19 protein-coding genes are annotated in these 20,760 nt (G+C 70.5%); 11 read left to right on the forward strand and 8 right to left on the reverse strand.

The annotated features are described in order from the left end of the window. Positions 1 to 5 precede the first annotated feature (5 nt). Positions 6 to 1,760: a condensation domain-containing protein gene (locus tag ACFQ3T_RS00220; protein WP_380718359.1), complete on the forward strand. Its 1,755-nt coding sequence runs from the start codon at positions 6 to 8 to the stop codon at positions 1,758 to 1,760. 238 nt (positions 1,761 to 1,998) lie between these two features. Here ACFQ3T_RS00220 and ACFQ3T_RS00225 read toward each other — a convergent pair whose 3' ends face one another. Beyond that, entirely contained in the window at positions 1,999 to 3,204 is a 1,206-nt protein-coding gene (locus tag ACFQ3T_RS00225; RefSeq protein WP_380718443.1) for a serine hydrolase domain-containing protein, read from the reverse strand. 469 nt (positions 3,205 to 3,673) lie between these two features. On the opposite strand from ACFQ3T_RS00225, the gene ACFQ3T_RS00230 reads away from it, so the two are divergent. From ACFQ3T_RS00230 to ACFQ3T_RS00260, 7 genes are all read left to right on the forward strand, one after another. Next, the gene (locus ACFQ3T_RS00230) at positions 3,674 to 4,816 is read left to right on the forward strand and encodes a glycosyltransferase (RefSeq protein WP_380718361.1); all 1,143 of its coding nucleotides are present in this window, start codon (positions 3,674 to 3,676) and stop codon (positions 4,814 to 4,816) included. A 93-nt stretch (positions 4,817 to 4,909) separates the two neighbouring features. Then, positions 4,910 to 5,407 carry a hypothetical protein gene (locus ACFQ3T_RS00235; RefSeq protein WP_380718363.1) on the forward strand — a complete coding sequence of 166 codons (498 nt, stop codon included), beginning with the start codon at positions 4,910 to 4,912 and terminating at the stop codon, positions 5,405 to 5,407. A gap of 203 nt (positions 5,408 to 5,610) precedes the next feature. Beyond that, positions 5,611 to 7,608 carry an ABC transporter ATP-binding protein gene (locus ACFQ3T_RS00240; protein ID WP_380718364.1) on the forward strand — a complete coding sequence of 666 codons (1,998 nt, stop codon included), beginning with the start codon at positions 5,611 to 5,613 and terminating at the stop codon, positions 7,606 to 7,608. Then, positions 7,605 to 9,392: an ABC transporter ATP-binding protein gene (locus ACFQ3T_RS00245; RefSeq protein WP_380718365.1), complete on the forward strand. Its 1,788-nt coding sequence runs from the start codon at positions 7,605 to 7,607 to the stop codon at positions 9,390 to 9,392. Before ACFQ3T_RS00240 ends, ACFQ3T_RS00245 begins: the two co-directional genes overlap by 4 nt. After that, positions 9,385 to 10,467: an alpha-hydroxy acid oxidase gene (locus tag ACFQ3T_RS00250; RefSeq protein ID WP_380718367.1), complete on the forward strand. Its 1,083-nt coding sequence runs from the start codon at positions 9,385 to 9,387 to the stop codon at positions 10,465 to 10,467. Before ACFQ3T_RS00245 ends, ACFQ3T_RS00250 begins: the two co-directional genes overlap by 8 nt. A 185-nt stretch (positions 10,468 to 10,652) precedes the next feature. Next, positions 10,653 to 11,039, forward strand: coding sequence for an integrase (locus ACFQ3T_RS00255; RefSeq protein WP_380718368.1), 387 nt, complete (start codon positions 10,653 to 10,655; stop codon positions 11,037 to 11,039). Positions 11,040 to 11,084: 45 nt separating this feature from the next. Continuing rightward, the gene (locus ACFQ3T_RS00260) at positions 11,085 to 11,837 is read left to right on the forward strand and encodes a hypothetical protein (protein ID WP_380718370.1); all 753 of its coding nucleotides are present in this window, start codon (positions 11,085 to 11,087) and stop codon (positions 11,835 to 11,837) included. 631 nt (positions 11,838 to 12,468) lie between these two features. Here the strand turns inward: ACFQ3T_RS00260 and ACFQ3T_RS00265 are convergent. Genes ACFQ3T_RS00265 through ACFQ3T_RS00275 form a run of 3 tightly spaced genes read right to left on the reverse strand, consistent with a single transcriptional unit; the run spans position 12,469 to position 14,509 of the window. After that, positions 12,469 to 13,395 (reverse strand): extracellular catalytic domain type 1 short-chain-length polyhydroxyalkanoate depolymerase, encoded by a 927-nt coding sequence (locus tag ACFQ3T_RS00265; protein WP_380718372.1) that lies wholly within the window; start codon positions 13,393 to 13,395, stop codon positions 12,469 to 12,471. A 25-nt stretch (positions 13,396 to 13,420) separates the two neighbouring features. Continuing rightward, positions 13,421 to 14,260: an SGNH/GDSL hydrolase family protein gene (locus ACFQ3T_RS00270; protein WP_380718374.1), complete on the reverse strand. Its 840-nt coding sequence runs from the start codon at positions 14,258 to 14,260 to the stop codon at positions 13,421 to 13,423. Positions 14,261 to 14,272: 12 nt separating this feature from the next. Then, the gene (locus ACFQ3T_RS00275) at positions 14,273 to 14,509 is read right to left on the reverse strand and encodes a hypothetical protein (protein ID WP_380718375.1); all 237 of its coding nucleotides are present in this window, start codon (positions 14,507 to 14,509) and stop codon (positions 14,273 to 14,275) included. 194 nt (positions 14,510 to 14,703) lie between these two features. Here ACFQ3T_RS00275 and ACFQ3T_RS00280 point away from each other — a divergent pair, with 194 nt between their 5' ends. Genes ACFQ3T_RS00280 through ACFQ3T_RS00290 form a run of 3 tightly spaced genes read left to right on the forward strand, consistent with a single transcriptional unit; the run spans position 14,704 to position 16,069 of the window. Next, positions 14,704 to 15,357, forward strand: coding sequence for a carbohydrate ABC transporter permease (locus ACFQ3T_RS00280; RefSeq protein ID WP_380718377.1), 654 nt, complete (start codon positions 14,704 to 14,706; stop codon positions 15,355 to 15,357). Beyond that, entirely contained in the window at positions 15,354 to 15,773 is a 420-nt protein-coding gene (locus tag ACFQ3T_RS00285; protein WP_380718378.1) for a LacI family DNA-binding transcriptional regulator, read from the forward strand. Before ACFQ3T_RS00280 ends, ACFQ3T_RS00285 begins: the two co-directional genes overlap by 4 nt. 14 nt (positions 15,774 to 15,787) lie before the next feature. Continuing rightward, entirely contained in the window at positions 15,788 to 16,069 is a 282-nt protein-coding gene (locus tag ACFQ3T_RS00290) for a hypothetical protein (protein WP_380718380.1), read from the forward strand. Positions 16,070 to 16,076: 7 nt separating this feature from the next. Here the strand turns inward: ACFQ3T_RS00290 and ACFQ3T_RS00295 are convergent, their stop codons facing one another. From ACFQ3T_RS00295 to ACFQ3T_RS00310, 4 genes are all read right to left on the reverse strand, one after another. Beyond that, a complete protein-coding gene (locus tag ACFQ3T_RS00295) occupies positions 16,077 to 17,135 on the reverse strand; it encodes an IS630 family transposase (protein WP_380718382.1) in 1,059 nt (352 codons plus the stop codon). Positions 17,136 to 17,445: 310 nt separating this feature from the next. Next, positions 17,446 to 17,754 carry a hypothetical protein gene (locus tag ACFQ3T_RS00300; protein WP_380718385.1) on the reverse strand — a complete coding sequence of 103 codons (309 nt, stop codon included), beginning with the start codon at positions 17,752 to 17,754 and terminating at the stop codon, positions 17,446 to 17,448. After that, entirely contained in the window at positions 17,751 to 19,388 is a 1,638-nt protein-coding gene (locus ACFQ3T_RS00305; RefSeq protein ID WP_380718387.1) for an RHS repeat-associated core domain-containing protein, read from the reverse strand. The genes ACFQ3T_RS00300 and ACFQ3T_RS00305 overlap by 4 nt, the downstream gene beginning before the upstream one ends. Positions 19,389 to 19,406: 18 nt before the next feature. After that, the gene (locus ACFQ3T_RS00310) at positions 19,407 to 20,219 is read right to left on the reverse strand and encodes a DUF2254 family protein (RefSeq protein ID WP_380718389.1); all 813 of its coding nucleotides are present in this window, start codon (positions 20,217 to 20,219) and stop codon (positions 19,407 to 19,409) included. Positions 20,220 to 20,760 lie beyond the last annotated feature (541 nt).

Genomic DNA, 20,760 nt, shown 5'->3' on the forward strand with positions numbered 1-20,760 from the left:
TCGGGATGAGCACCTCGATCGACACCGGTCAGCGCAGGCGGCGCGTGCGGCTCACGCCCGTCGACGCCATCCAGGTCAGCTCCGAAGGATCGCGCGCGGGCGAGGGACCCGTCACCCTCGGCCAGCTCAACACCCTGCAGTGGTTGGGGCGCGACGCCGACCACCCCAACGCGGTCCTGCGCGTCGAACTGCCCGTGCTCGACGGCAGGTCCGTGGACGACGTGGTCGAGACGGCCGCCGTGCTGGTGGCCAGGCACGAATCCCTGCGGACCACCTACGTCCGGGGCGAGCACCCCCGTCAGGTGGTCGCGGCGACGAGCACGTTCACGCTCCACGTGTGCGCCCTCGACGGGGGTCCGTGGGGGCCTCGCGACCGCTCGGCGGTGGCCGGGAGGCTGCTCGTGTGGTTGGGGGAACGGCACGACACTGCGGCCACCACGCTGCGGATGGCGGTGGCCACCGACGAGCAGGGCACGGTCATCGCCTGCGTCGCGGGGTTCTCTCACCTGGCCGTCGACTTCGGCGCCATCGAGGTGCTCAAGCGCGAGTTCACCGAGATGCTCGCGCACCCGGACCTCCGGCAGGTGGGCGAGCCCCGGCACCAGCCGCTGGACCAGGCCGAGCTGGAGGCGACACCCGCCGAGCGGCGTCGGACCCGTGCGGCGAACGACTACGTGCGGGAGCTGGCGCGGCGGCAACCCCGCTGCCTGCTCGCGCTGCCGGGGGCCACGCGGTCCGGCGAGTCGCTGGCGGCGGAGCTGTCGTCGCCGGCCGCCGCGATGGCGGTGCGACAGGTGGCGGCACGCACCCGGTCCAGCCGGTCCTCCGTCGTGCTCGCCGCGACGTGCGCGGTGCTGGCACGGCGCACCGGCTACCGGGAGCTGGTGTTCCCGTCGCTGTCGAGCAACCGCTTCGACCGCCACCTGGTCGACTTCGTCGGTCCCCTGGCGCAGGGCAACCTCGTCGCCGTCGAGGTCGGCGACCGGAGCTTCGACGCACTGGTCAAGCACACGTGGACCGCGGTGCTGGAGGCGAGCAGGCACGCCAGGTACGACGGCGTCGAGCGCGGCGCGTCGGACGAGCGGATCCAATACGAGCGGGGTGTGCACTTCCTTTACGACCCGTTGTTCAACAGCCTCGTGCCCGAGTCGTGGTCCGGGGTCACTGCGGGCCTCCGGCACCGGCCGGATGAGATCACCGCCGCGCTGCGGCGGACGGCGCTGCGGTGGCGTCCGTTGCCCTACGACGCGACGCCGGTGCGGTTGAACCTGCACGAGGTGGACAGCCGGGTCCTGCTCGACCTGTGGTGCGCGGACACCGGACTGGTGCCCCGGGCCGAGGTAGAGTCGTTGTTGCTGGCCGTCGAGCGCCTGCTGGTCGGTGCGGCCGTGGGTGACCTCGACGCCTCGCGCACCCGCGAGGTCATCGGCCTGGACCCCGTCACCCGCACCTCGAACTGGGTGCTGGTCGACTCGTGCTGGGTCGACCTCGCCGAGGTGCAACAACTGCTGGACGAAGCCCTGGCCCCTTCGACGGCCCGCGTCTTCGGCTCGGTCGACGGCCGCGACCTGGTCGCCTACCTGACCGCGACCGACGCCGTGCGGACACCCGAACAGGCCCATGCCCGTTGCCTGGCCGCACTACCCGGCCGTCTCAACGCAATCGCCCCACGCCACTACGTCCTGTGCCCCACCGCCCCGGCCGACGCGTCGGACCCCGCCGCGTGGCCACCACCCCTCACCACCGGCACCGGGCGTTGACCACTCCGAAGCCCAGCACGGCAATGGCGTCATGCGCGACGTGGAGCGATCCGCTTGGCAGTTCTGCCGCTTCGGACTGGGCCTGCGGGCCGTTCGGGTGGTCGAGCGGCGAGTTCGGCGGGCCGTACGGCCCGCCGAAGATCCTGGACTACGGCGGTTCGGCCTCGTGCGGCGCGGGTTGCCACCGGGCTGTGGCCGCCACCGAGTACCGACACCAGGTGAGGCAGTACCCCCTCAGTCAGTTCTCGATAGCCTGGTAGACAGCGGTCCAGAGGTCGTGCCACATCGGCAACCTCTGGTCACCAGTGTGCGCTCGCTGCATGAAGAAGATCGCCGTCATGTCTCGCTCAGGATCGTTGTACCAGGCGGTGCCGTAGAAGCCGCACCACCCGTAGCTGCCGACCGACTGGCCGAACGGGCTGCGGTGGGACCGGACCGACATCCCGAGACCCCAACCCATCTCGTCGAAGAACCCCGGGTGGAACCCGGAGCCGGCCCGCTGCTCCGAGGTGAGCTGGTCGGTGGTCATCAGCGTGACCGACGGTCGGGAGAGCACCCTCCTGCCGCCGTGGGAGCCGCCGGCCAACAGAGCCGAAGCGAAGGCGAAGTAGTCCTGGGCGGTCGAGACCAGTCCGGCGGCACCTGATTCGAACGTCGGCGGCCGGCTCCACTGCCCGTCGGGGCCGTCGTCCACGACCTGCCCGCCGGTGACCGCACTGGCACGTTGGTACGCCGTCGCGAACCGGCCGATGTCCTCGCCGCGCACGCTGAAGGCGGTGTCCTTCATCCCGAGCGGATCGCAGATCCGCTCGCGGAGGGCGTCTCCGAAGGACATGCCGGTGGCCCTGGCGATGAGCACGCCGATCACGTTGGAGGCGGTGTCGTACATCCAGCGCTCACCCGGTTGGTAGGCGAGCGGAAGCGCGCCCAGCCCTCGCATCCACTCGTCCGGCGACGTGTAGTCGAGTGCGTTCAGCGCGTCGACGATCGGTACCCTTCCCGGTCTGGTCGGGATCATGCCGATGCCGCAGGTGAACGACAGCAGATCCCACAGCGTGATCGGGCGTTGCGCCGCGACGGTGTCGTCCAGCGGCCCGTGGAAATCGGCGAGCACGGTCATGTCCGCCAGCTCCGGGAGCAGGTCGTCAACCGGCTCATCCAGGCGCAGGGTGCCGTCGTCCACGAGTGTCATCGCGCACGCGGCGACCATCGGCTTGGTCATCGAGGCCGTGCGGCAGATCGTGTCGGCCGCCATCGGCGTCCCCGCGCCCTCGCCCTCGAAGGCGATGGTGCCCGCCGCTTCGACGTGCACCTCGCCGTGGCGGCCGAGAACCGCCACCGCACCGGGCACGAAGCCGGACGCGACTTGGCGCTCCAGCAGCTCTCGCACCCGAGCCAGCCCTCTCGACGAGAAGCCACCGGTGACCATTCCCCCGCACCTCATCCCATCCGTCCGCGCTCGCCTGGTCGCGCAACGACCGTAGCCCTTACGCGACCAGGCCGGGAGAAGACTTCGTCCAGCCACTACGGCTTGGCGGCACGTTCGGCTGCACGCCCTTCGGCATGTGCGGATGTTCGTCGACATGCCAGGTTCGGTGCACGTGGTCGGGCATCCGCTCGATCCGGAATCATCGGCAGACGGGCTTCCGGCGGTTGCCGTACGTCCGCTATGCCGACGACACCCTGCTCGGGTTCGCCGGACCCGAGGATCGGGGATCGTTCGGCACCCTGGTTGATTATAGGTACAGCCCTTGGTTGGAGATCTTCGTGCGACAGAAGGATCTTCGACCAAGGGCTGCGTGATCAGTGTGGGACTGACGGCGTCGGATCGCAGGTTCACGGCCGTATGCGGGAAGGTCCCGGTCACGGACAGGTTCACCCGCTGCCGGACATCGCCAGGTTACCCTCGTACCGTGCGGATCCTCTTCTCCAGCCTCGGCCACTACGGGCACACCTACCCCCTGTTGCCGCTCGCGATCGCCGCGAGGGAGCTGGGCCACGATGTCGGCTACTTCACCGGCGCCGCGTTCGCGAACACCCTCACCGCGCGCGGCATCGAGCACATCGTCGGCGGCATCGAAGTGCCTGAGGCGTTCGCCATCGCGACCAGTGACGCCCGGCCGAGGAGGCCGGAGGACGTCACCGAGCGGGTCGCGTACACCTTCGCCTCGGTGATGCCGCGCCGCTTCGCCACCGAACTCGCGCCGGTCATCGCCGACCGCAAGCCGAACCTGGTCGTGCACGAGTTCGGCAACCCGGGCGCGGGCCTCGCCGCCGACGTCGCGGGCGTACCCGCGCTGTGCCACTCGTTCGGCCGGATGTGGCAGGAGCCCGACTTCGCCGAGGCCGCGCTCGCCCACCTCACCGACCTCGGTGCGGAGTTGGGCGTCGAGGTCCCGCGGAGCGATCCCCTGGTGCTCGGCCACCCGTACCTCGACATCTGCCCACCGTCGTTGCAGAACCCGGCGTTCCTGACCTCGTCGGTGCACCGAACCCCACTGCGGCCGGTGCCGTTCGCCGAGCCCGGCGAGCTGCCTTCGTGGGTGCTCGAGCACCGCGAAACCCTGGTGTACCTGACGCTGGGCACGGCCTTCGGCGTCGTGGAGGTGCTGCGCACCGCTGTGGAGGGTCTCGCCGCGTTGGACGTGAAGGTGCTCGTGGCGACCGGACCGACGGTGGAACCGGACGCGCTCGGCGAACTGCCGGACAACGTCGTGGTGCTCCCGTGGGTCCCGCAGGCCGACCTGCTGCCGCACGTCGACCTCGTGGTGCACCATGGCGGGGCCGGCACGACCATGGGCACGCTGGGCGCGGGCGTGCCGCAACTGGTCATACCGCAGGCGGCGGACCAGTTCAACAACGCCGACATGGTGACCGAGGCCGGGCTCGGCGACCGCGTGCTCGGCGCGGACGTGACCGCCGAGGTGTTCACGGCCAAGGCGAAACGACTGCTCACCGACGACGCCGTGCTCGGCGCGACCCGGGCCGTCGCCGCCGAAGTGGCCACCATGCCGTCACCGCACGACGTGGCCCGCACGCTGCCCGACTACGCCTGACGGGACTGTGGAACGAGTGGCTCGGGCGCACTTTCGGTGGCCTCGGACCACGTTGGGGTCCCCGGCCTCCTCGGGCAACTCGGTAGCACGCCGTTGGACGGCCATCTCGGCATCGAGCTCGGCGATCCGCCGACGAGTGCGACGTTGTCGATGCTGGTCGTCTCCAGCAGCTGCCCGGTGGCGATCAGCTCCTCGCAGCGCCAGGTAAGGAGTGCACGTGGGAGTAGGTCCGCCTCGCGCGCCGCGGTGGTCCACGCCCACCACGACCTCACCCACGCCGGAACCGCCCGCCGCGCCGGCCTGACCATGGCCCACGCCATCATCGGCGCCCGTCAACCCACCGCCGGCACCATCCGCATCAACGCAGGCAGAGCCGAACCGTTGGACACCGTCGCCGGTGACAACGACTACGGCGACGGCACATCCGGCGGCGCGCACCGACGACAGCCCTCGTTCAACTCCCCGCCCGGGACATCGTCCTTGCCGGCCAGAAGTTCCCCATCACCGCGCGACTTCCACCGGACACACGAGACGCCATCCGGATCACCGTCGTCAACGAGCCGCTGGACCGACCGGAGCAACGTCCGGTGAGGTGCGCGAGAAGACCGTGCGGATCAACGAAATCACTTCCTTGGAGGTGCTCGCACCCCTGTGCTTGTATGCCCTGGGGACTCCTGGCAGCCGGTTGAGGATCGGTGCCCGTACGACGTGAAGAAACGCGGCAATGCACCTGCGGCCGATTCGACGAGCGGTTGGTCGACGAACCGCACCACCAGAGGATCCGCGGGAGCGCCATGACGACCGGAACACCTCCCGCGACGGCCGGGTTGCGCGTCACGTGGGCGAACTGGGTGGACGAGGCGGTGCGGCCGCGGTTGCGGATCGCGAGGCTGTTGCCGTCCGGTGGTGTGGGGCTGGTCGTGTTCCTGGCCGTGCTCCACTTCGTGTTGGGCCTGTTGCCGGTGGCCTTCGTGGTCGCGACGAGCGTGATGCTCGGCGAGGTGCCCGCCGCGGTCGGCGGCGGGGTCGGCAGCGCGGCCTGGGACCGGCTGACCTCGATCTTCCTGCTCGCCGCCGGCGCGTTCCTGCTCACCCAGATCCTCACCCCCGTGGGCAACGCCCTGGGCCAGCAGTTGCGGCGACGGGTGGACAGCGCGCTGCGGGACGACGCGATGGCGTTGATGCTGCGGCCGGTCGGCACCGGACCGTTGGAGGACCAGCGCACGCTGGACGAGCTGAACGAGGCCGTGCGCGCTTTCGAGCGCGACTGGGGCACACCGGGGCAGGCGTGTTTCGGCCTGGTGGCGCTGATCGCCCGCTACACCCGGCTGGTGGCGCTGGTGGTGGCCATCGGGCTGACGATCGGCTGGCCCGCGGGGCTCGGGGTCGGTGCGGCGGTGCTGGCGTTCCGCTACGGCCAGCGCGGCGGGCTGCGCAAGTACTCGCGGGTGGGGCGCGACCTCATCGGCAGGATGCGCGAGATCGGTTACCTGCACGAGCTCACGATGACCGACGTGGCGGCGAAGGAGATCCGGGTGTTCGGCCTCACCGGCTGGCTCGCGGATCGCTACGCGGCCGTGTGGGAGACCGTGCGCAACACCTTCGAACGTGCGCGCCGCCGCGTCTACCTGACCCCGTACCTGCTGCTGACGGCGCTGGGCCTGTTGGCGGCGGGTGGCGCGATGGTGTACGCCGCCCAGCTCGCCGCGACCGGGCGGGTGGGCCTGACCGCGTTGGCGCTCGGGGTGCAGGCGGTGGTGCTGGCGATCTCGCTGGGCGGCTACTACGCCGAGGCGGACACCAGCACCCAGTTCGCGATGCTGTCGCTGACGGCCCTGCAACGGTTGCGCGACCGGCTGGACGAGTTGGACGACGGTCAGCCCCCGCCGGGTCGGGCGCAGGTGCCGCCGGGCACGCCGGCCGCGTCGCTCAAGTTCGACCGCGTCGGCTTCCACTACCCCGGTTCGGACCGCACCGTGATCGACGGCATCGAGCTGGACCTGCCCGCCGGTCGGTGCACGGCCGTGGTTGGCGTCAACGGCGCGGGCAAGACCACGCTGGTGAAGCTGCTCGCGCGGCTGTACGAGCCGACATCGGGTGCGGTGCGCGCGGACGGCGTGGACATCGCGGAGTTCGACCCGGTGCTCTGGCGGCGTCAGATCGGCGTGATCTTCCAGGACTTCGTGCGCTACGAGCTGACCGCGGCGGAGAACATCGCGCTGGGCGCGGCGCACGTCCCGGTCGACCGCGCGGTGGTGCTGCGCGCCGCCGAACGCGCCGGGATCGCCGAAGCACTGCTCGCCCTGCCCGACGGCCTGGACACGCCGCTCTCGCGGGCCTACCCGGGCGGGACGGACCTGTCCGGCGGGCAGTGGCAGCGGATCGCCATCGCCCGTGCGCTCTACGCCTTGGATGCGGGTGCCGCGGTCCTGGTGCTGGACGAGCCCACCTCGGCGCTGGACGTCCGCGCCGAGGTGGCGTTCTTCGACCGGTTCGTGGAGCTGACGCGCGGGGTGACCTCGCTGCTGATCTCGCACCGGTTCTCCAGCGTCCGGCGGGCCGACCACATCGTGGTGGTGGACGGCGGGCACGTGGTCGAGCGCGGCACGCACGACGAGCTGATCGCGGCGGGCGGCCACTACGCGCGCCTGTTCACCTTGCAGGCGAAGCGGTTCGCGCACGGCCTGAACGACTCGGAAGCCGACGACGTGCCGGACGGTGACACGGCCACCGGGTACCCGGCGGTCGACGGCGCGGCGGCGGACGCCGTGGTGGAGGGGGTCAGCCGGTGATCGAGGTCGTCCGCGGTGGCTGGGAGTTGTTCCTCATCGCCTGGCAGGAGAGCCGGTACCGGTTGGTGCTCGCCGTCGTGCTCATGATCGCCCAGGCGTCGGCGATGCCGCTGGCCGCGCCCGCCCTGGCCGCGCTCACCGACTCGGCGCTGGCCGGCGACGTCCGGGGTGCGACCGTGGCGGCGGTGCTGGTCGTGGTCGCGGTGATCGCCGCGCTCACCGCCGGGCACTTCGCCCACATCTTCTACTTCGAGCTGGGCGACCGCGCCGTGCCGCGCCTGGAGCGCGAGCTGATCGAGATGACCAACGGCTCGGCCGGGTTGGAGCACCACGAGCGGCCCGAGTACGCCGACAAGATCCAGCTGCTGCGCCAGGAACTGCACCGGGCCGGGTGGGGCTCGATGGAGGGCCTGCTGAACAGCCTCGGCCTGCTGGTGGCGATCTCGATCACCGCGATCCTGCTGGCACGGCTCAACCCGCTGCTGTTGCTGCTGCCGCTGGCCGCCGTGCCGCCGCTGCTGCTCGGGCGGCGGGCGGAGTCGATCGTCAACGCCGCACGCGAGCGTTCGGCACCGCCGTCCCGGCACGCCAAGCACCTGTTCGAACTCGTCGCGAACGCGGCCTCGGCCAAGGAGCTGCGCGTCAGCGGGCTGCAGTCGGAGCTGCGCCAGCGCCAGCGCCGGGCCTGGGACGAGGCGTCGGCACAGCTGTGGCGCGGTGAGCGCCGGGCCGTGGTGCTGCGCACCGGCGGCGAGCTGTTCTTCGCGGTGGCCTACGTGCTGGGCACGCTGCTGGTGCTGCGGGACGCGGTGGCCGGTCGCCGCGGCGTGGGCGACGTCCTGCTCGTGCTGACCTTGGCGTCCCAGGTGAACCAGCAGGTGACCTCGTCCGTCGCCACGTTGCAGGAGATGCAGCGCACCGGGCGGGTCATGGGCAACGTGCGCTGGGTCCGCGCGCTGGTCGCGAGCCAGGCACCTCCCCCGCCCGACCGGGACGTGCCCCGACGCATCCGCGAGGGCATCGAGCTGCGTGGTGTGTCGTTCACCTACCCGGGCACCGACCGGCCGGTCATCGCCGACGTCGACCTCACCCTGCCCGCCGGCGGCACGGTCGCGTTCGTCGGTGAGAACGGCGCCGGGAAGACCACCCTGATCAAGCTGCTGTGCCGGTTCTACCCGGTCACCACGGGCACGATCTCGTTGGACGGCACGGACTTCACCCGCTTTCCCGTGGACGGGTGGCGTGCCCGCATCGCCACCGGGTTCCAGGACTTCGCCCGGTTCGAGCTGCTCGCCCGCGAGAACGTCGGTGTCGGCGAGCTGGCCGAGATCGAGTCGGCCGACGCCGTGCACGACGCCCTGCGCCGCGCACGCGCCGAGGACGTCCTGGACCGCCTCGAGGACGGTGTCGAGACCCAGCTCGGCAAGACCTACGCCGACGGCGTGGAGCTGTCCGGCGGGCAGTGGCAGAAGCTCGCGCTCGGCCGGGCGATGATGCGTCGCGACCCGTTGCTGCTGGTCCTCGACGAACCGACCGCGGCGCTCGACGCGCAGGCCGAGCACCGGTTGTTCGAGCGGTACGCGGCCGGTGCGCGCGAGGTCGGCCAGCGGACCGGTGCCATCACGTTGCTGGTCTCGCACCGGTTCTCCACCGTGCGCATGGCCGACCTGATCGTGGTGGTGGCCGACGGACGCGTGCGGGAACAGGGTTCGCACGACCAGCTCATGGCCGCGAACGGCCTGTACGCCGAGCTGTACTCGATGCAGGCGGCAGCTTATGCGTGAGGTGTGGTCGACGGCCGACGTCGAGCGGTTGGCCGCCGAGCGGTCCGCGCCGGACGTGTGGGACTACATCGCGGGCGGCAGCGGCGAGGAGGTCACGCTCGCCGCGAACCGGGCCGCGTTGGACCGGGTCGCGGTCGTGCCGCGGGCGCTGGTGGACGTCTCGGCCTGTGACACGGGCTGCGAGCTGTTCGGCGTCACGTCCTCCCTGCCGCTGGCCGTGGCTCCGATGGCCTACCAGCGGCTGATCCACGACGGTGGCGAGCGCGCGGTCGCGGCTGCCGCGGCGGCGGCAGGTGTGCCGTACGTGGTGAGCACGCTCAGCTCCGACCCGATCGAGGACGTGGCCGCGGCGGGCGGCACGACGTGGTTCCAGCTGTACTGGCTGCGCGACCGCGAGGTGGTGGTGAAGCTGCTGCGCCGTGCCGAGGAGGCGGGGTGCCGTGCGGTGGTGCTGACAGTCGACGTGCCGGTGCTCGGGCGGCGGCTGCGGGACCTGCGCAACGGGTTCGCGCTGCCGTCGTGGGTCAAGCCGGTGAACACCGACGGCGAGGTCGGCGAACGGGTGCCCGGTGACTCGGTGATCGCCCTGCACACCAGCGCGGTGTTCGACCCGTCGTTGAGCTGGCGTGACCTGGAGTGGATCCGGGCGCACACGAACCTGCCGCTGGTGCTCAAGGGGGTGCTCGACGCCGGTGACGCGGCCCGCGCCGTCGACCTCGGGGTGCAGGGTGTCGTGGTGTCCAACCACGGTGGGCGGCAGCTGGACGGTGCTGTGCCGAGCGCGGTCGCGCTGCCGCAGGTCGTCGCCGCGGTGCGCGGGCGGTGCCCGGTACTGCTGGACAGCGGTGTCCGCAGCGGGGTGGACGTCCTGCGGGCGTTGGCGCTCGGCGCGACCGCGGTCTTGGTCGGCAGGCCTGTGCTGTGGGGGCTCGCGGCGGGCGGTGAGCGGGGTGTGGCAGCGGTGCTGGACGTGCTGCGGCTCGAGTTCGAGACGGCCTTGCGCCTGGCGGGCTGCCCGGACGTCGCGTCGGCACGCCGGCTGACCGTCGCCGAGAGTCCGGGTGCCACGACATAGCCGGCCGTGAACCCGTCAGGCGGGTCGCCCACCGCCCTCCGGGGACTGGTCAAGACCGCGCAGCGCACCGCTCCAGGTGGCCGCCACGCACAGCAGCAGGACCCTGTGGGGTTCCAGAACTCCGCCCTCGGGCGCCGAGCTGCAGCGATCGCGCATCATGGGCGGTAGGGGCACGATTATGGAGCGTGGCGTTACGACTGCTGTACCTGATCTTCGTCCGGGTCGTTGGCTGGCTGGTTCTGCTCGGCCGGTCGTCGGCGACCAAAGACGTGGAGCTGCTGGTGCTGCGGCACGAGATCGCCGTGCTGCGTCGGGCCAACCCTCGTCCGCGACTGGATTGGGCCGATCGTGCGTTGCTCGCCGCGTTGGTGCGACGCCTACCCGGCTGGTTACGACTCCACCGGTTGGTGACGCCGGGCACCGTCCTGCGGTGGCACCGACGCCTGGTCGCACAGAAGTGGACCTACCCGAACCGCACCGGCCGACCACCGATCGACGACACGGTCGTGGCGTTGATCGAACGGATGGCGCGGGAGAACGCCAGCTGGGGCTACCGCCGGATCCAGGTCTAGCTGCTCGAGCTCGGCCACCGGGTAGCTGCCTCAACCGTGCGCCGCGTGCTCAAGCGCCTACGCATACCGCCCGCACCCGAGCGCGACAGCGACACTTCGTGGCGGCGGTTCCTGCGCGCGCAGGCCGCGAACCTGCTGGCCTGCGACTTCTTCCACGTCGACTGCGCCCTGACGCTCAAGCGGGTCTACGTGTTCTTCGATACCGGCGAATTCGGCGACGACCGTTTCCTGCCCCCGCGAGAATTGGACCTGCGGCGCACGCCGGCCCCCGATCCGGGTGGTCTTCCGGTGGTGCGCACCCGGCATCTGCGGCGCTACGCCGTGGCTGTGTTCGACGACAAGGGCCGGATCTCCGACCGGACGCTGTTCGCGGTGCTCGGGTGGAGCGCGGGCACTCAAGTGGACATCGCGGTGCACGACGGCGGGGCGCTGGTGGTGCGCCACGACCGGCGCGGCGGGCACGTGCTGACCGGCCGGGTCAAGATCGCCGTTCCGGCCGGGCTGCGGCGGTGGTGCGGGTTCGGCAAGCGCGAGCAGGTGCTGCTGGTGGCGGTGCCGTCGTTGTCGGCGCTGGTCGTGCACGGGCTGGAGAAGCTGGACCGGGCGCTGCCCGACGTGCGGCGGGTCGTGGCCGACGCACGTCGGCCGGGTGAGCGCCCGCCCGTGGCCTCCTCGGCGGCTGCCTCTTCGGCCGCTGCCGCGTCGTCGGAGTCGTCCCCGGTCGCGCAGTCGGTGTCCGACCGTGCCCGGCCTGGGCGCGGCGGTGTCTGCGCGGCGGGAGGTGGTGACGATGACTGAGCAGGCGGTGACTGCCGGGCGTGCCGATCCGGGTGATGTGGCGGTGGCGCTGCATCTGCTGGCGCGGATGAACCTCACCCCGACCGATCTGGTCGACGGCGCGCCCGCGCGGGAGGTGCCCACCTTCGCCGAGCTGGTGCCGAAGGTCGTGGAGGCGATGCCCGCGCCGTCGCGGCGCATCTACGGCCCCTACTGGGACAAGGTGCTCGCCGCCTGGGGCACCCGGAGGTTGACCGAACCCGACGACGGGGAGGTCACCCGGTTTCTGGAGCACGTGCGCGAGACGGCGGTGGTGCGGCGGTCGAGCAACGGCGGCAACGGCGCCGCCTTGCACGCCTACTACGCGTTGGGCGCGGTGTTCCGGTACGCGGTCAACCATGAGCTGATCGGTGTGCGGCAGAACGTGATGGACCGGGTGTCCAAGCCGGATAAAGCCGACTCAAAGCGGCACGGGTTGAGCCCCCAGTTGGTCGCGGAGATCCCACGTCATCTCGGTCGTCGGCGACCAGCTCGCCCGCGTCGCCCGCCGCGCCGATCCGCGACTGGCTCTACTCCGACGCCCTGCACGAACGGCTGTCCCGGGTGGACAACGGGTTCACGGCCATCACCATCGCCGAGCTGTGAAGCGGGATCATTCGACGGACGCAGTCCGGCACGGCTTGTCCAGGCCGAAGAAGCGGATGGCTTCCGCGGCCATGCCCGAGGTCCACAGGTTGTGCGGCACGCCTTGCAGGGAGATCGCCTCCACCGCGGAGCCGTAACGGGTGCGGGTCCAGGTGGGGCGCGGGTGGTCGGTCGACGTGGGGGTGGTCGACAGGCCGTGGACGTCGGTCCACTGGTCGATCTCCTCGCCGAAGTTCGCGTAGTGCAGACCCACGTCCTCGGTGCCGTGCCACAACTGCACCCGCGGCCGGGGGCCGGTGTAGCCGGGGTACGCGGCGCGGGCGATGTCGCCCCACTCGCGCGGCGTCTTCAGGATCCGGCCGCTGGAGCACTCGTTGTTCCAGCCGGAGCCGTCGGTGGTGGCGAAGCAGCCGGCGGGCACGCCCGCGAACGCCGCCCCGGCCGCGAACATGTCCGGGTAGTTCGCCAGCATGACGTTGGTCGTCATCGCGCCCGACGAGATACCGGTGACGAACACCCGCGACGCGTCGGCGTGGTAGCGCCGCACGGTGTGCCGCACCATCGACGCCAACCCCACCGGGTCGCTGCCCCCGTTGCGCTTGAGCGCCTGCGGCGACGAGACGTCGAAGCAGTGGCTCTCGCGGACCGCCGACGGGTAGATCACGATGAACCCGTGCTTGTCGGCCAACTGCGTGAAGTCGGTGCCCGCGTGCATGTCCGGCCCCGACCCGGTGCACCAGTGCACCGCGAGCAGCACCGGGGGCCTGGCCCGGAGCCGGCCCGGCACGTACAGGTGCATCCGCAGGCCGCTGGGGTTCGGGCCGAAGCGGGTCACCTCGGTCAACGCGGCGGCCGACGCCTGCGGGACGGACAGTCCCGCCGCCATCGCGACCGCGGCGACCACGACGCTGACGATCTTAAGCAGTGCTCGCACTGACGATCTCCAATCGGGGGAACGGCTACCAGCGCAGCGGGAGGGTGGCGACGAACGCGTCGAGCCGCTCGGAGATGACCTGGTGGTCGTGGGCGGACGGGTGCCAGTGGCAGCCGAGGTAGTCCAGGCCGGTGTTGTCGTAGTACCAGTGGCGGACGCGGTCGTCGCCGCGCTCGGCCACGACCTGCCGGGTGGCGTCGGCGAACGCGGTGGTGTTCGACATGTGCGTGGCGCTGACGACGATGACCGTGTCGCTGCCGTAGCGGGCGCGGAGCTCGTCGAGGAAGCCGTGGTACGCGGTCTTGTAGGCGGCGACCAGGCTCTCGGGCGTCCACGGCTCGCCGGGGTTGAGCGCGGTGGAGAAGTCGTTGATGCCCAGGCCGACGACGACCAACTGCGGCCGCCAGCCCGCCGGCTTGCGCCACACGTCGCCGCTGACGGCGAGGAGGGCGCGGTCGTAGTAGGTGCGGTAGTCGGTGCCGGGTTCGATGCCGTTGTAGTTGCGCACCATGCCGCGCCCGGAGAAGGCGTTGACCTGGTAGTCCGCGCCCAGCCGGCGGGCGGTCAGCGCGCCGAACGCCCGGTCGACGTTCGTGGTGCGGCCGACCTCGTCCCCGGTGCAGTCACGGCCGGCGGACATGTTGCCGTAGCCGGCGGTGTAGGAGTCGCCGATGAACTCGACCTGCCGCTGGCGGGCTGCGGGCGCGTTGAGCACCACACCGCCGCGTGCCGCGACGAAGCCGCCGAACGTGCTGGTGGCCCACGGGCTCTCGCTGCGCTTGACCAGCCGGACGGTGTGCTCGCCTCTGGTCAGGCCGTGCACCCAGTGCGTGCCGGCGGCCGGCATCACCAGCGTCGCGGCCACCGCGCCGTCGACCTAAATCTCGTAGTCGGCGGCGGGGTCGGTGAGCACGATGCCGATCCCGGTGCCGCGGAAGCGGCCCTCGAAGTAGACGCCGGGCCAGCTGAAGCGCAGGGAGGCGCCGTCGCGCACGACCCGGCCCGCGGTGTGGACCTTGTGCCCGACGCCGGCACCGCAGGCGACGGCGGGCGACCGCCCGGGGGCGCAGTCGGCCGCGGCGGACGCCGTCGGTGCCGCGACGAAGCCGACCACCGCCGCTGCGGCGGCGAGGATCGCGATGGGGCGCTTCGTCGAGTCTCCCTGATCTTGTGCTTGCCGACGGCCACTCCGCCTGGAGCGGTCCCCCGACGCCTTGGGCACGGTGCTGGCCGGGAGCCGGGTTCGTCAACGAAACCTTTCGATGATTCACCCCTATGGCGGATGCGTGCGTCTCGTGTGGTGTGGCCTTGTTCCGGCGGCGGATGGCGAACTCCGCGCTCTACGCGGGCGTGGGCGCGCTGCTGTCGGCGGCGCTGTCCGGCGTCACGGGGTACGCGCTGGCCAAGTTCGAGTTCCCGGGGCGGGCGCTGGTGTTCAACTCGTTGATCGCCGGTGTCCTGGTGCCCGCGGTGATGCTGGAGGTGCCGCAGTACCTGCTGCTGGCCGAGGTCGGCCTGACCGACGGGTACCTGTCCGTGCTCATCCCGAGCATCCTCAGCCCGTACGGCATCTACCTGGCCCGCATCTACGCCGCCGCGTCGGTGCCCGACGACGTCGTGGAGGCGGCCCGCACCGACGGCGCGGGCGAGGCGCGCATCCTCGGCTCGATCGCGCTGCCGATGATGCTTCCCGGACTGGTGACGGTGTTCCTGTTCCGGTTCGGGTCGATCTGGAACAACTTCCTGCTGCCGTTCATCATGTTCGGCGACGAACGGAAAGCCCCGTCACCTCGGCCTCTACACGCTGCTCAACCAGGGCAACACGGTGCCCGCGCTCTACACGCTCGTGGTGACCGGCTCGCTGGTGTCCGTGCTGCCCCTGATCGCCCTGTTCCTGCTGCTCCAGCGGTACTGGCCGATCGACCTGCTGTCCGGCGCTGTGAAAGCATGAGGGCCACATGAGCACCGAACGCGGCAGAGAACGGCGCCGGCCGACCATCCACGATGTGGCGGCCCTCGCCGGCGTGTCCAGGGGCACGGTGTCCCGTGCCCTCAACGGCGGCCGCAACGTCAGCCCGGCCGCGCTGGAGGCCGTGCGGAAAGCGGTGCGCACCACCGGGTACGTCGCCAACCCGGCGGCGCGCAGCCTGGTGACACAGCGGGCGCAGTCGATGGCGTTCGTGCTCACCGAACCCCAGCGTCGGCTGTTCGTGGACCCCAACTTCAGCATCCTGCTCCAGGGCTGCACGCAGGAGCTGGCCGAGCACGACGTGCCGCCGCTGCTGATGACGCCGGCACGGATGTGGAACGCAAGCGCACCAGCAGGTTCATCGCCGCCGGCCACTGCCGGCCTCGCTGGTGGTCCGCGACCGACGTGACAGGAGGAGGGACCGTGTCGCGAAGCCTCATCCGCACCGCGGTGGTGCTGGTGGTGTGCCTGGGCATCGCACTGGTCGTCATCCTGGCCACCGGCCCGGGCCCGGCGGCCGTCCGCACGACGGTGGCCGGGCCGATCGGCGTCCGGGCGTGCCCGATCGGGGCAACCCCGGAGGAATGCGGCCCACCCCCCGACCCGGCCCGCCCAATGGCACCGGCTTGGGTGATCGCGCTGGCGGTGGCCGCCGGCCTGGCCGTCTCCGGAGCGTGGGCCGTCCGGGATCGCCGCCGGAGCTAGTGGCTTGTCACGCAGCCTTGGCCGGGTAATCGGTCCAGGTGCGGATGGGTGAGTCGGTGGCGAAGCTGGTCTTGGGCTGGGCGCGGGCGTTGCGCCAGCGGATGTAGGCCGCGATGGCGGCGTTCTGTTCGTCGTGGGTGCGGTGGTCGGTGCCGTTGAGGGCGAAGTAGCGCAGGGCGGCGAACTCGGCCTCGATCCGGTTCAACCAGGAGCTGTAGGTGGGCAGGAACACCAGTTCGGCGTCGTTGTCGGCGGCCCAGTTCCGGACGTCGGGGTGTCGGTGTGGGGAGAAGTTGTCCATGACTAGGTAGAGCCGCTGACCGGGCCACCGGGCGCGCAGGGCCTTGAGCAGGTCGAGGAACTCGCGGTGGCGTTTGCGGCGTCGGATCGGGTAGTGGATCTTCCCGGTGGTGAGGTCGAGTGCGGCGAGCATGTGCATCACGCCGTGGTGGCGGTTGTAGGTGGCCCGTAATCGGCGGGGTGACCCGGCGGGTCGCCAGGACTTGCCCTTGCGTGGCATCAGGTTGAGCGGTCCGAACTCGTCGACGCAGATCACCCTGCCGTCGGCGGGCGGGTGGTCGTAGAGGTCGAGGATGCGATGCATCTTCGCGAGGAAGTCCGGGTCGGTGGAGGCCTTCCAGGTGGTGGTGGCCTGGCGGGACACGCCGGCGTCGCGCAGGATGCGCCGCAGCGTCTCCCGGCTGACCGCGGCCACGGTGCCGCGGTCGAGCAGGTGCTCGCGCAGCTTCGCCAGCGACCAGGTGGAGAACGCGGTGATGCCCCAGTCGGCGGGCGCGGTGCGGGCGATCAGGCAGATCCGTTCACGGATCGCCTCACCGATCGTCCGACTCCGCCCGCCGCTCCATTTTGGGTCCAGCGCCGCGAACCCCCGCTCGTTGAACGCGTGGATCACGTCACGGACATAGTCCTCGCTCACCTGCATCAACGAGGTGATGTCCCGGACCGCTTGGCCCTGGCCGGACATCAGCACCACGATCGCCCGGCGCAGCCGTACCGGATCCTTCGCGGTCCTGGTGATCCGTTGGATCTTCCGGCCTTCCTCCATCGATAACGGCCTCACGAACACGCTCGGACGACGAGCCACAACCACCTCCCGCACTCGACATGCGGGACCAGCCTCGCCGATCACCCCAACCGATCGATTACCGGGTCATCCCTCTGTGACACGCCACTAGGTGCGCGTGCCGGGCCGGTCGAGATATCGGAAGGATGAGATCGCGCGTTCGACGGAAAGGGCCGGATCACCGATCGACCGCTGTTCCGTGTCCGACATCCGGGGTGAAGGACCCCGACCGTCGACAACTCGGCGTGGCGTGCGTGTGCACAACTGACGCGCACGCCACGCCGAGTACCGACTACTGCAGAAGTCGCCGCGTCAGCACTTCGGGGAACCCCGCCGCATCGGTCTCGATCTCGAACCGACCGCTGCCGTCCTCGATCGCGAACTGTGCCAGGTCCTGCGAAGCGATCACATCGACCTCGATGCCTTCCGCCGTACAGGTGATGTGCCAGTTCCACGTCACGGCAGGGCTCGGCTCCTCGTTCGGATCCACCTGCACACGAAGCTCTGCTCCCGCTGCGGCGACTCGAGCGCGCGCACTGTCGATGACGGCATCGAGGCGTTCACGCCGCGATCGCCACGTACTCACATCGGCCTCGCTCACTCCAACCATCTTCCCCTGATGCTCACTCGTCCGTAGAACAGATCCCTGTGCCAAGCGTTCTTGCCGCGTCCGGCAACGATCCGGAAGGCGGCGAGGCCACCCTTGAACCCGAGGGGCTTGGTCGAGATGACGTTCCACCCTACCCGCACGGGCAACTTCTTGTGGTTGAGCAGCCCCATACGTCCACCCTGGATGGTCTTGTTGCCGAAGAGCCGGCTCCCGACGCCAACCACGGGTTTCCGGAACAGCGATCCGCTGTACTTCACGGTCCTGGCGGCCTGCACGGCCCGTCCCGCGGCGGCGCAGAACCGAACGCAGGCCAGGGTGATCGGTACCCAGATGGCCCGGCCGTCGAGGTCGGTGAGGTTCACCGGGTCCGCTGCGGTGTACTCGTAGTCGTTGGCGCTACCACCTTCCACCGGGTCGACGGACAGGAACCGCCCGAGCAGCGGGCTGTACGGGTGAGCTCCCATCTGGACGATGGACAACCCGCCGGCGTGTTCGTACAGCCGCTGGTGCTCGCCGAGCCAGCCGTTGTCCATCTGACCGGGCATGTTGTCGGGCACGTCGTCCGTGTCGATGACGCCGTCGAACTTCACCGGCTCGCCGAACGGCGTGTAGGTCCGCAGTGCCCCTGTTTGCTTGCCGTCCGCGCTCGTGGTCAACGCGAGGTCACCGTGCACGGTCGGATGGTCGAGAGTGAAGGTGTCCGGCTTCCAGGTGTACAGCGCTCCCCCCGGCAAGCTGATGCTGCGCGACATCATCCTGTTGTCCGAGCCGAGGGTCAGGTCGGCCGTGTCGCCGCTGCCGGTGTAGCCGTACTGCACGCTGGTCGTGGCGTCACCCTGGGTAGCTTGCCTGCGCACGATGCGGTCGGTGGCGTCACGGATGTAGGAAACGTGCGCCGGATCGGCACCGGTGACCCGCACCGCGATGTTGCGGTCAGCGCCGTCCCACGACAGGTGCGTCGTGGAGCCACCAGTCGTGTACTGCGTGGTGTTGCCGTTGTCGTCGTACCGGACGTCGCTGACCGCGATGGCGCCCACGGTGCCCAGCAGCCTGTCGGCAGCGTCGTAGCAGTAGCCGGTTTCGGTGACACCGGACGGGGTCTCGTCGAGCAGGCGCACGCGGTTGGTGTTCAGCCCAGCGTTGGACTGAGTTCCTGCCGGACAGGCCGACGGAGCGTTCGAGGTGAAGTCGTAGGTGTAGTGGTGTCCCACCACCCACGCTTCGGTCAACCTGCCCGCCGCGTCGTAAACGTAGTTCGGCCCACCCGGACGAGCGTCCACCCCTCCGAGGGACTCGTCGACGATCGTGGCCGCCCTGGTGCGGCTCACGGTCGAGTCGACCTGGGCGCCGTCACTCGTCTTCCACGACTGCGACACGACACGGCCCGCAGCGTCCTTGCCGATCGAGACCAGAGAGCTTCCGCCCGCGTAGCGGACCGATGCCGGCTCGCCCGCCGAGTCGTAAGCAGCCGATGCCAGCACCGTGTTCCCCAGCGACACGGTGAGCACTCGACCTTCGTCGTCGTGGGTGTAGGTCGTGGTTTGCGCTTCGTCGGCAGCGTTGGGCGGGACCACCTTCTGAGTGGTGATCCGCCCTGCCAGGTCGTAAGTGGTTTCCGTGCGCACGCCGTTCGCGTCGGTGTACTACACCACCCGGCCGAGCAGGTCCACTCGCGTGGTGACGGTGCCGTTGGGGTCCGACACCGCCGTGATCAGCGGGTCACCGTTCACGGCGTAGTTCGTCGTGACGGTGCGCTCAGGTGCCGACGACGTCGACGGGGACTTCACCGAGATCACCCGATCACGACCGTCATAGGTGGTGCAGGTCCACGAGCCGCTGGTGCCCTTCGCGACGACACGGCCGGAGGCGTCGAAGACCTGCTCGTCCTCGCGTGCCGCCCCGGAAGCCGGGGTGGGCAGCCGCGTGACCTTGGCCAGACCACCCTGGTTGATCGACTCGACTTCGGGTGTGCACGGATTGTCGCGCGTCTCGGTGTCGCCGTAGTAGACGTATCCACCCGTAGCACACGGGATGTGGGTGATGAAGGCCAGGATGGCGATCAGCACCGCGATGCTCGCGCCGAACACGATCAACAGCGTCAGGTCGGGAACCGACTCCTCGTGCCCGACGTGGCGCAGTGCCGTGATGGCGAACACGAAGGCGCTCACCAGGACGGCCAGCACCGCTTTGATCACCCGGTCGCGCATGAACTCGCGCAGCAGGCGCGGCGAGAACTGCTGAGAGGCCAGCTGCAGCGCGACGATGATCAACCTGAACGTCAAACCGGTCACGGTGATCACCGACGTGGCGAGCGATTGGAGGAAGGCCGTGGCGGAGTTCAGGCCACCGGGCCGCCCGAGCCAGCCGAGCGGGTGCGGCTGGCCCAGGCGCACCGGCACCGACAACAGCGCGCAGGCGAAACCCGCCACACCACCGATTCCGGGCCACAGCCACAACGGCGTCGCCGACCGTTCCGCGCTGCGCTGCCTGGCACCGTTCCTGACTACAGTGTCAGCTACCCGAATCAGCGACGCCTACGTCACTCGATCGCGCGGGAACTCGACTGCGCACTCACCCATCGAGTGATCCCGCGTGCGGCAGGGGGCTGCGCACAGGTCCGGGACGCCGACCCTGTCCACGGCACGAAATCGGCTACCCGGAGAAAACCCGCCGGATGGGTCAACCGGAAACGGTGCCGGCCTCGTCGCGCGGTGTCGCCCCGTCTCCCGAGTCGCCGTCTCACGTGATCCGTGCCACGGTGGAGGAGACGTCGGGTGGACGTCCCGTCACCTCTCGTCGATGCGGTCGAATTCCCGTCACCCACCGCCGACACCGGCACGAGGACGTGATCATGCCTCTGGAAGCCGCACGAACGCAGGGATTCGCTCCAGTCGGGAGGAAGCGGCGGACGCCCCGGGCCGGGAGGCCGCACGCTGGAGGAGGACCATTTCCGGGAGGAAACAGATGACCGCTGCCGAGGCACACCGCAGGTCGGCG

The sequence above is a fragment of the Saccharothrix hoggarensis genome (assembly GCF_042678885.1).
Lineage (GTDB): Bacteria > Actinomycetota > Actinomycetes > Mycobacteriales > Pseudonocardiaceae > Actinosynnema > Actinosynnema hoggarensis.

Excerpts from the sequence above, each read along its gene's own strand:
- ACFQ3T_RS00220 (WP_380718359.1), top strand. The coding sequence starts at position 6 with ATGAGCACCTCGATCGACACCGGTCAGCGCAGGCGGCGCGTGCGGCTC.
- ACFQ3T_RS00225 (WP_380718443.1), bottom strand. The coding sequence starts at position 3,204 with ATGAGGTGCGGGGGAATGGTCACCGGTGGCTTCTCGTCGAGAGGGCTG.
- ACFQ3T_RS00240 (WP_380718364.1), top strand. The coding sequence starts at position 5,611 with ATGACGACCGGAACACCTCCCGCGACGGCCGGGTTGCGCGTCACGTGG.
- ACFQ3T_RS00250 (WP_380718367.1), top strand. The coding sequence starts at position 9,385 with ATGCGTGAGGTGTGGTCGACGGCCGACGTCGAGCGGTTGGCCGCCGAG.
- ACFQ3T_RS00285 (WP_380718378.1), top strand. The coding sequence starts at position 15,354 with ATGAGCACCGAACGCGGCAGAGAACGGCGCCGGCCGACCATCCACGAT.
- ACFQ3T_RS00295 (WP_380718382.1), bottom strand. The coding sequence starts at position 17,135 with ATGGAGGAAGGCCGGAAGATCCAACGGATCACCAGGACCGCGAAGGAT.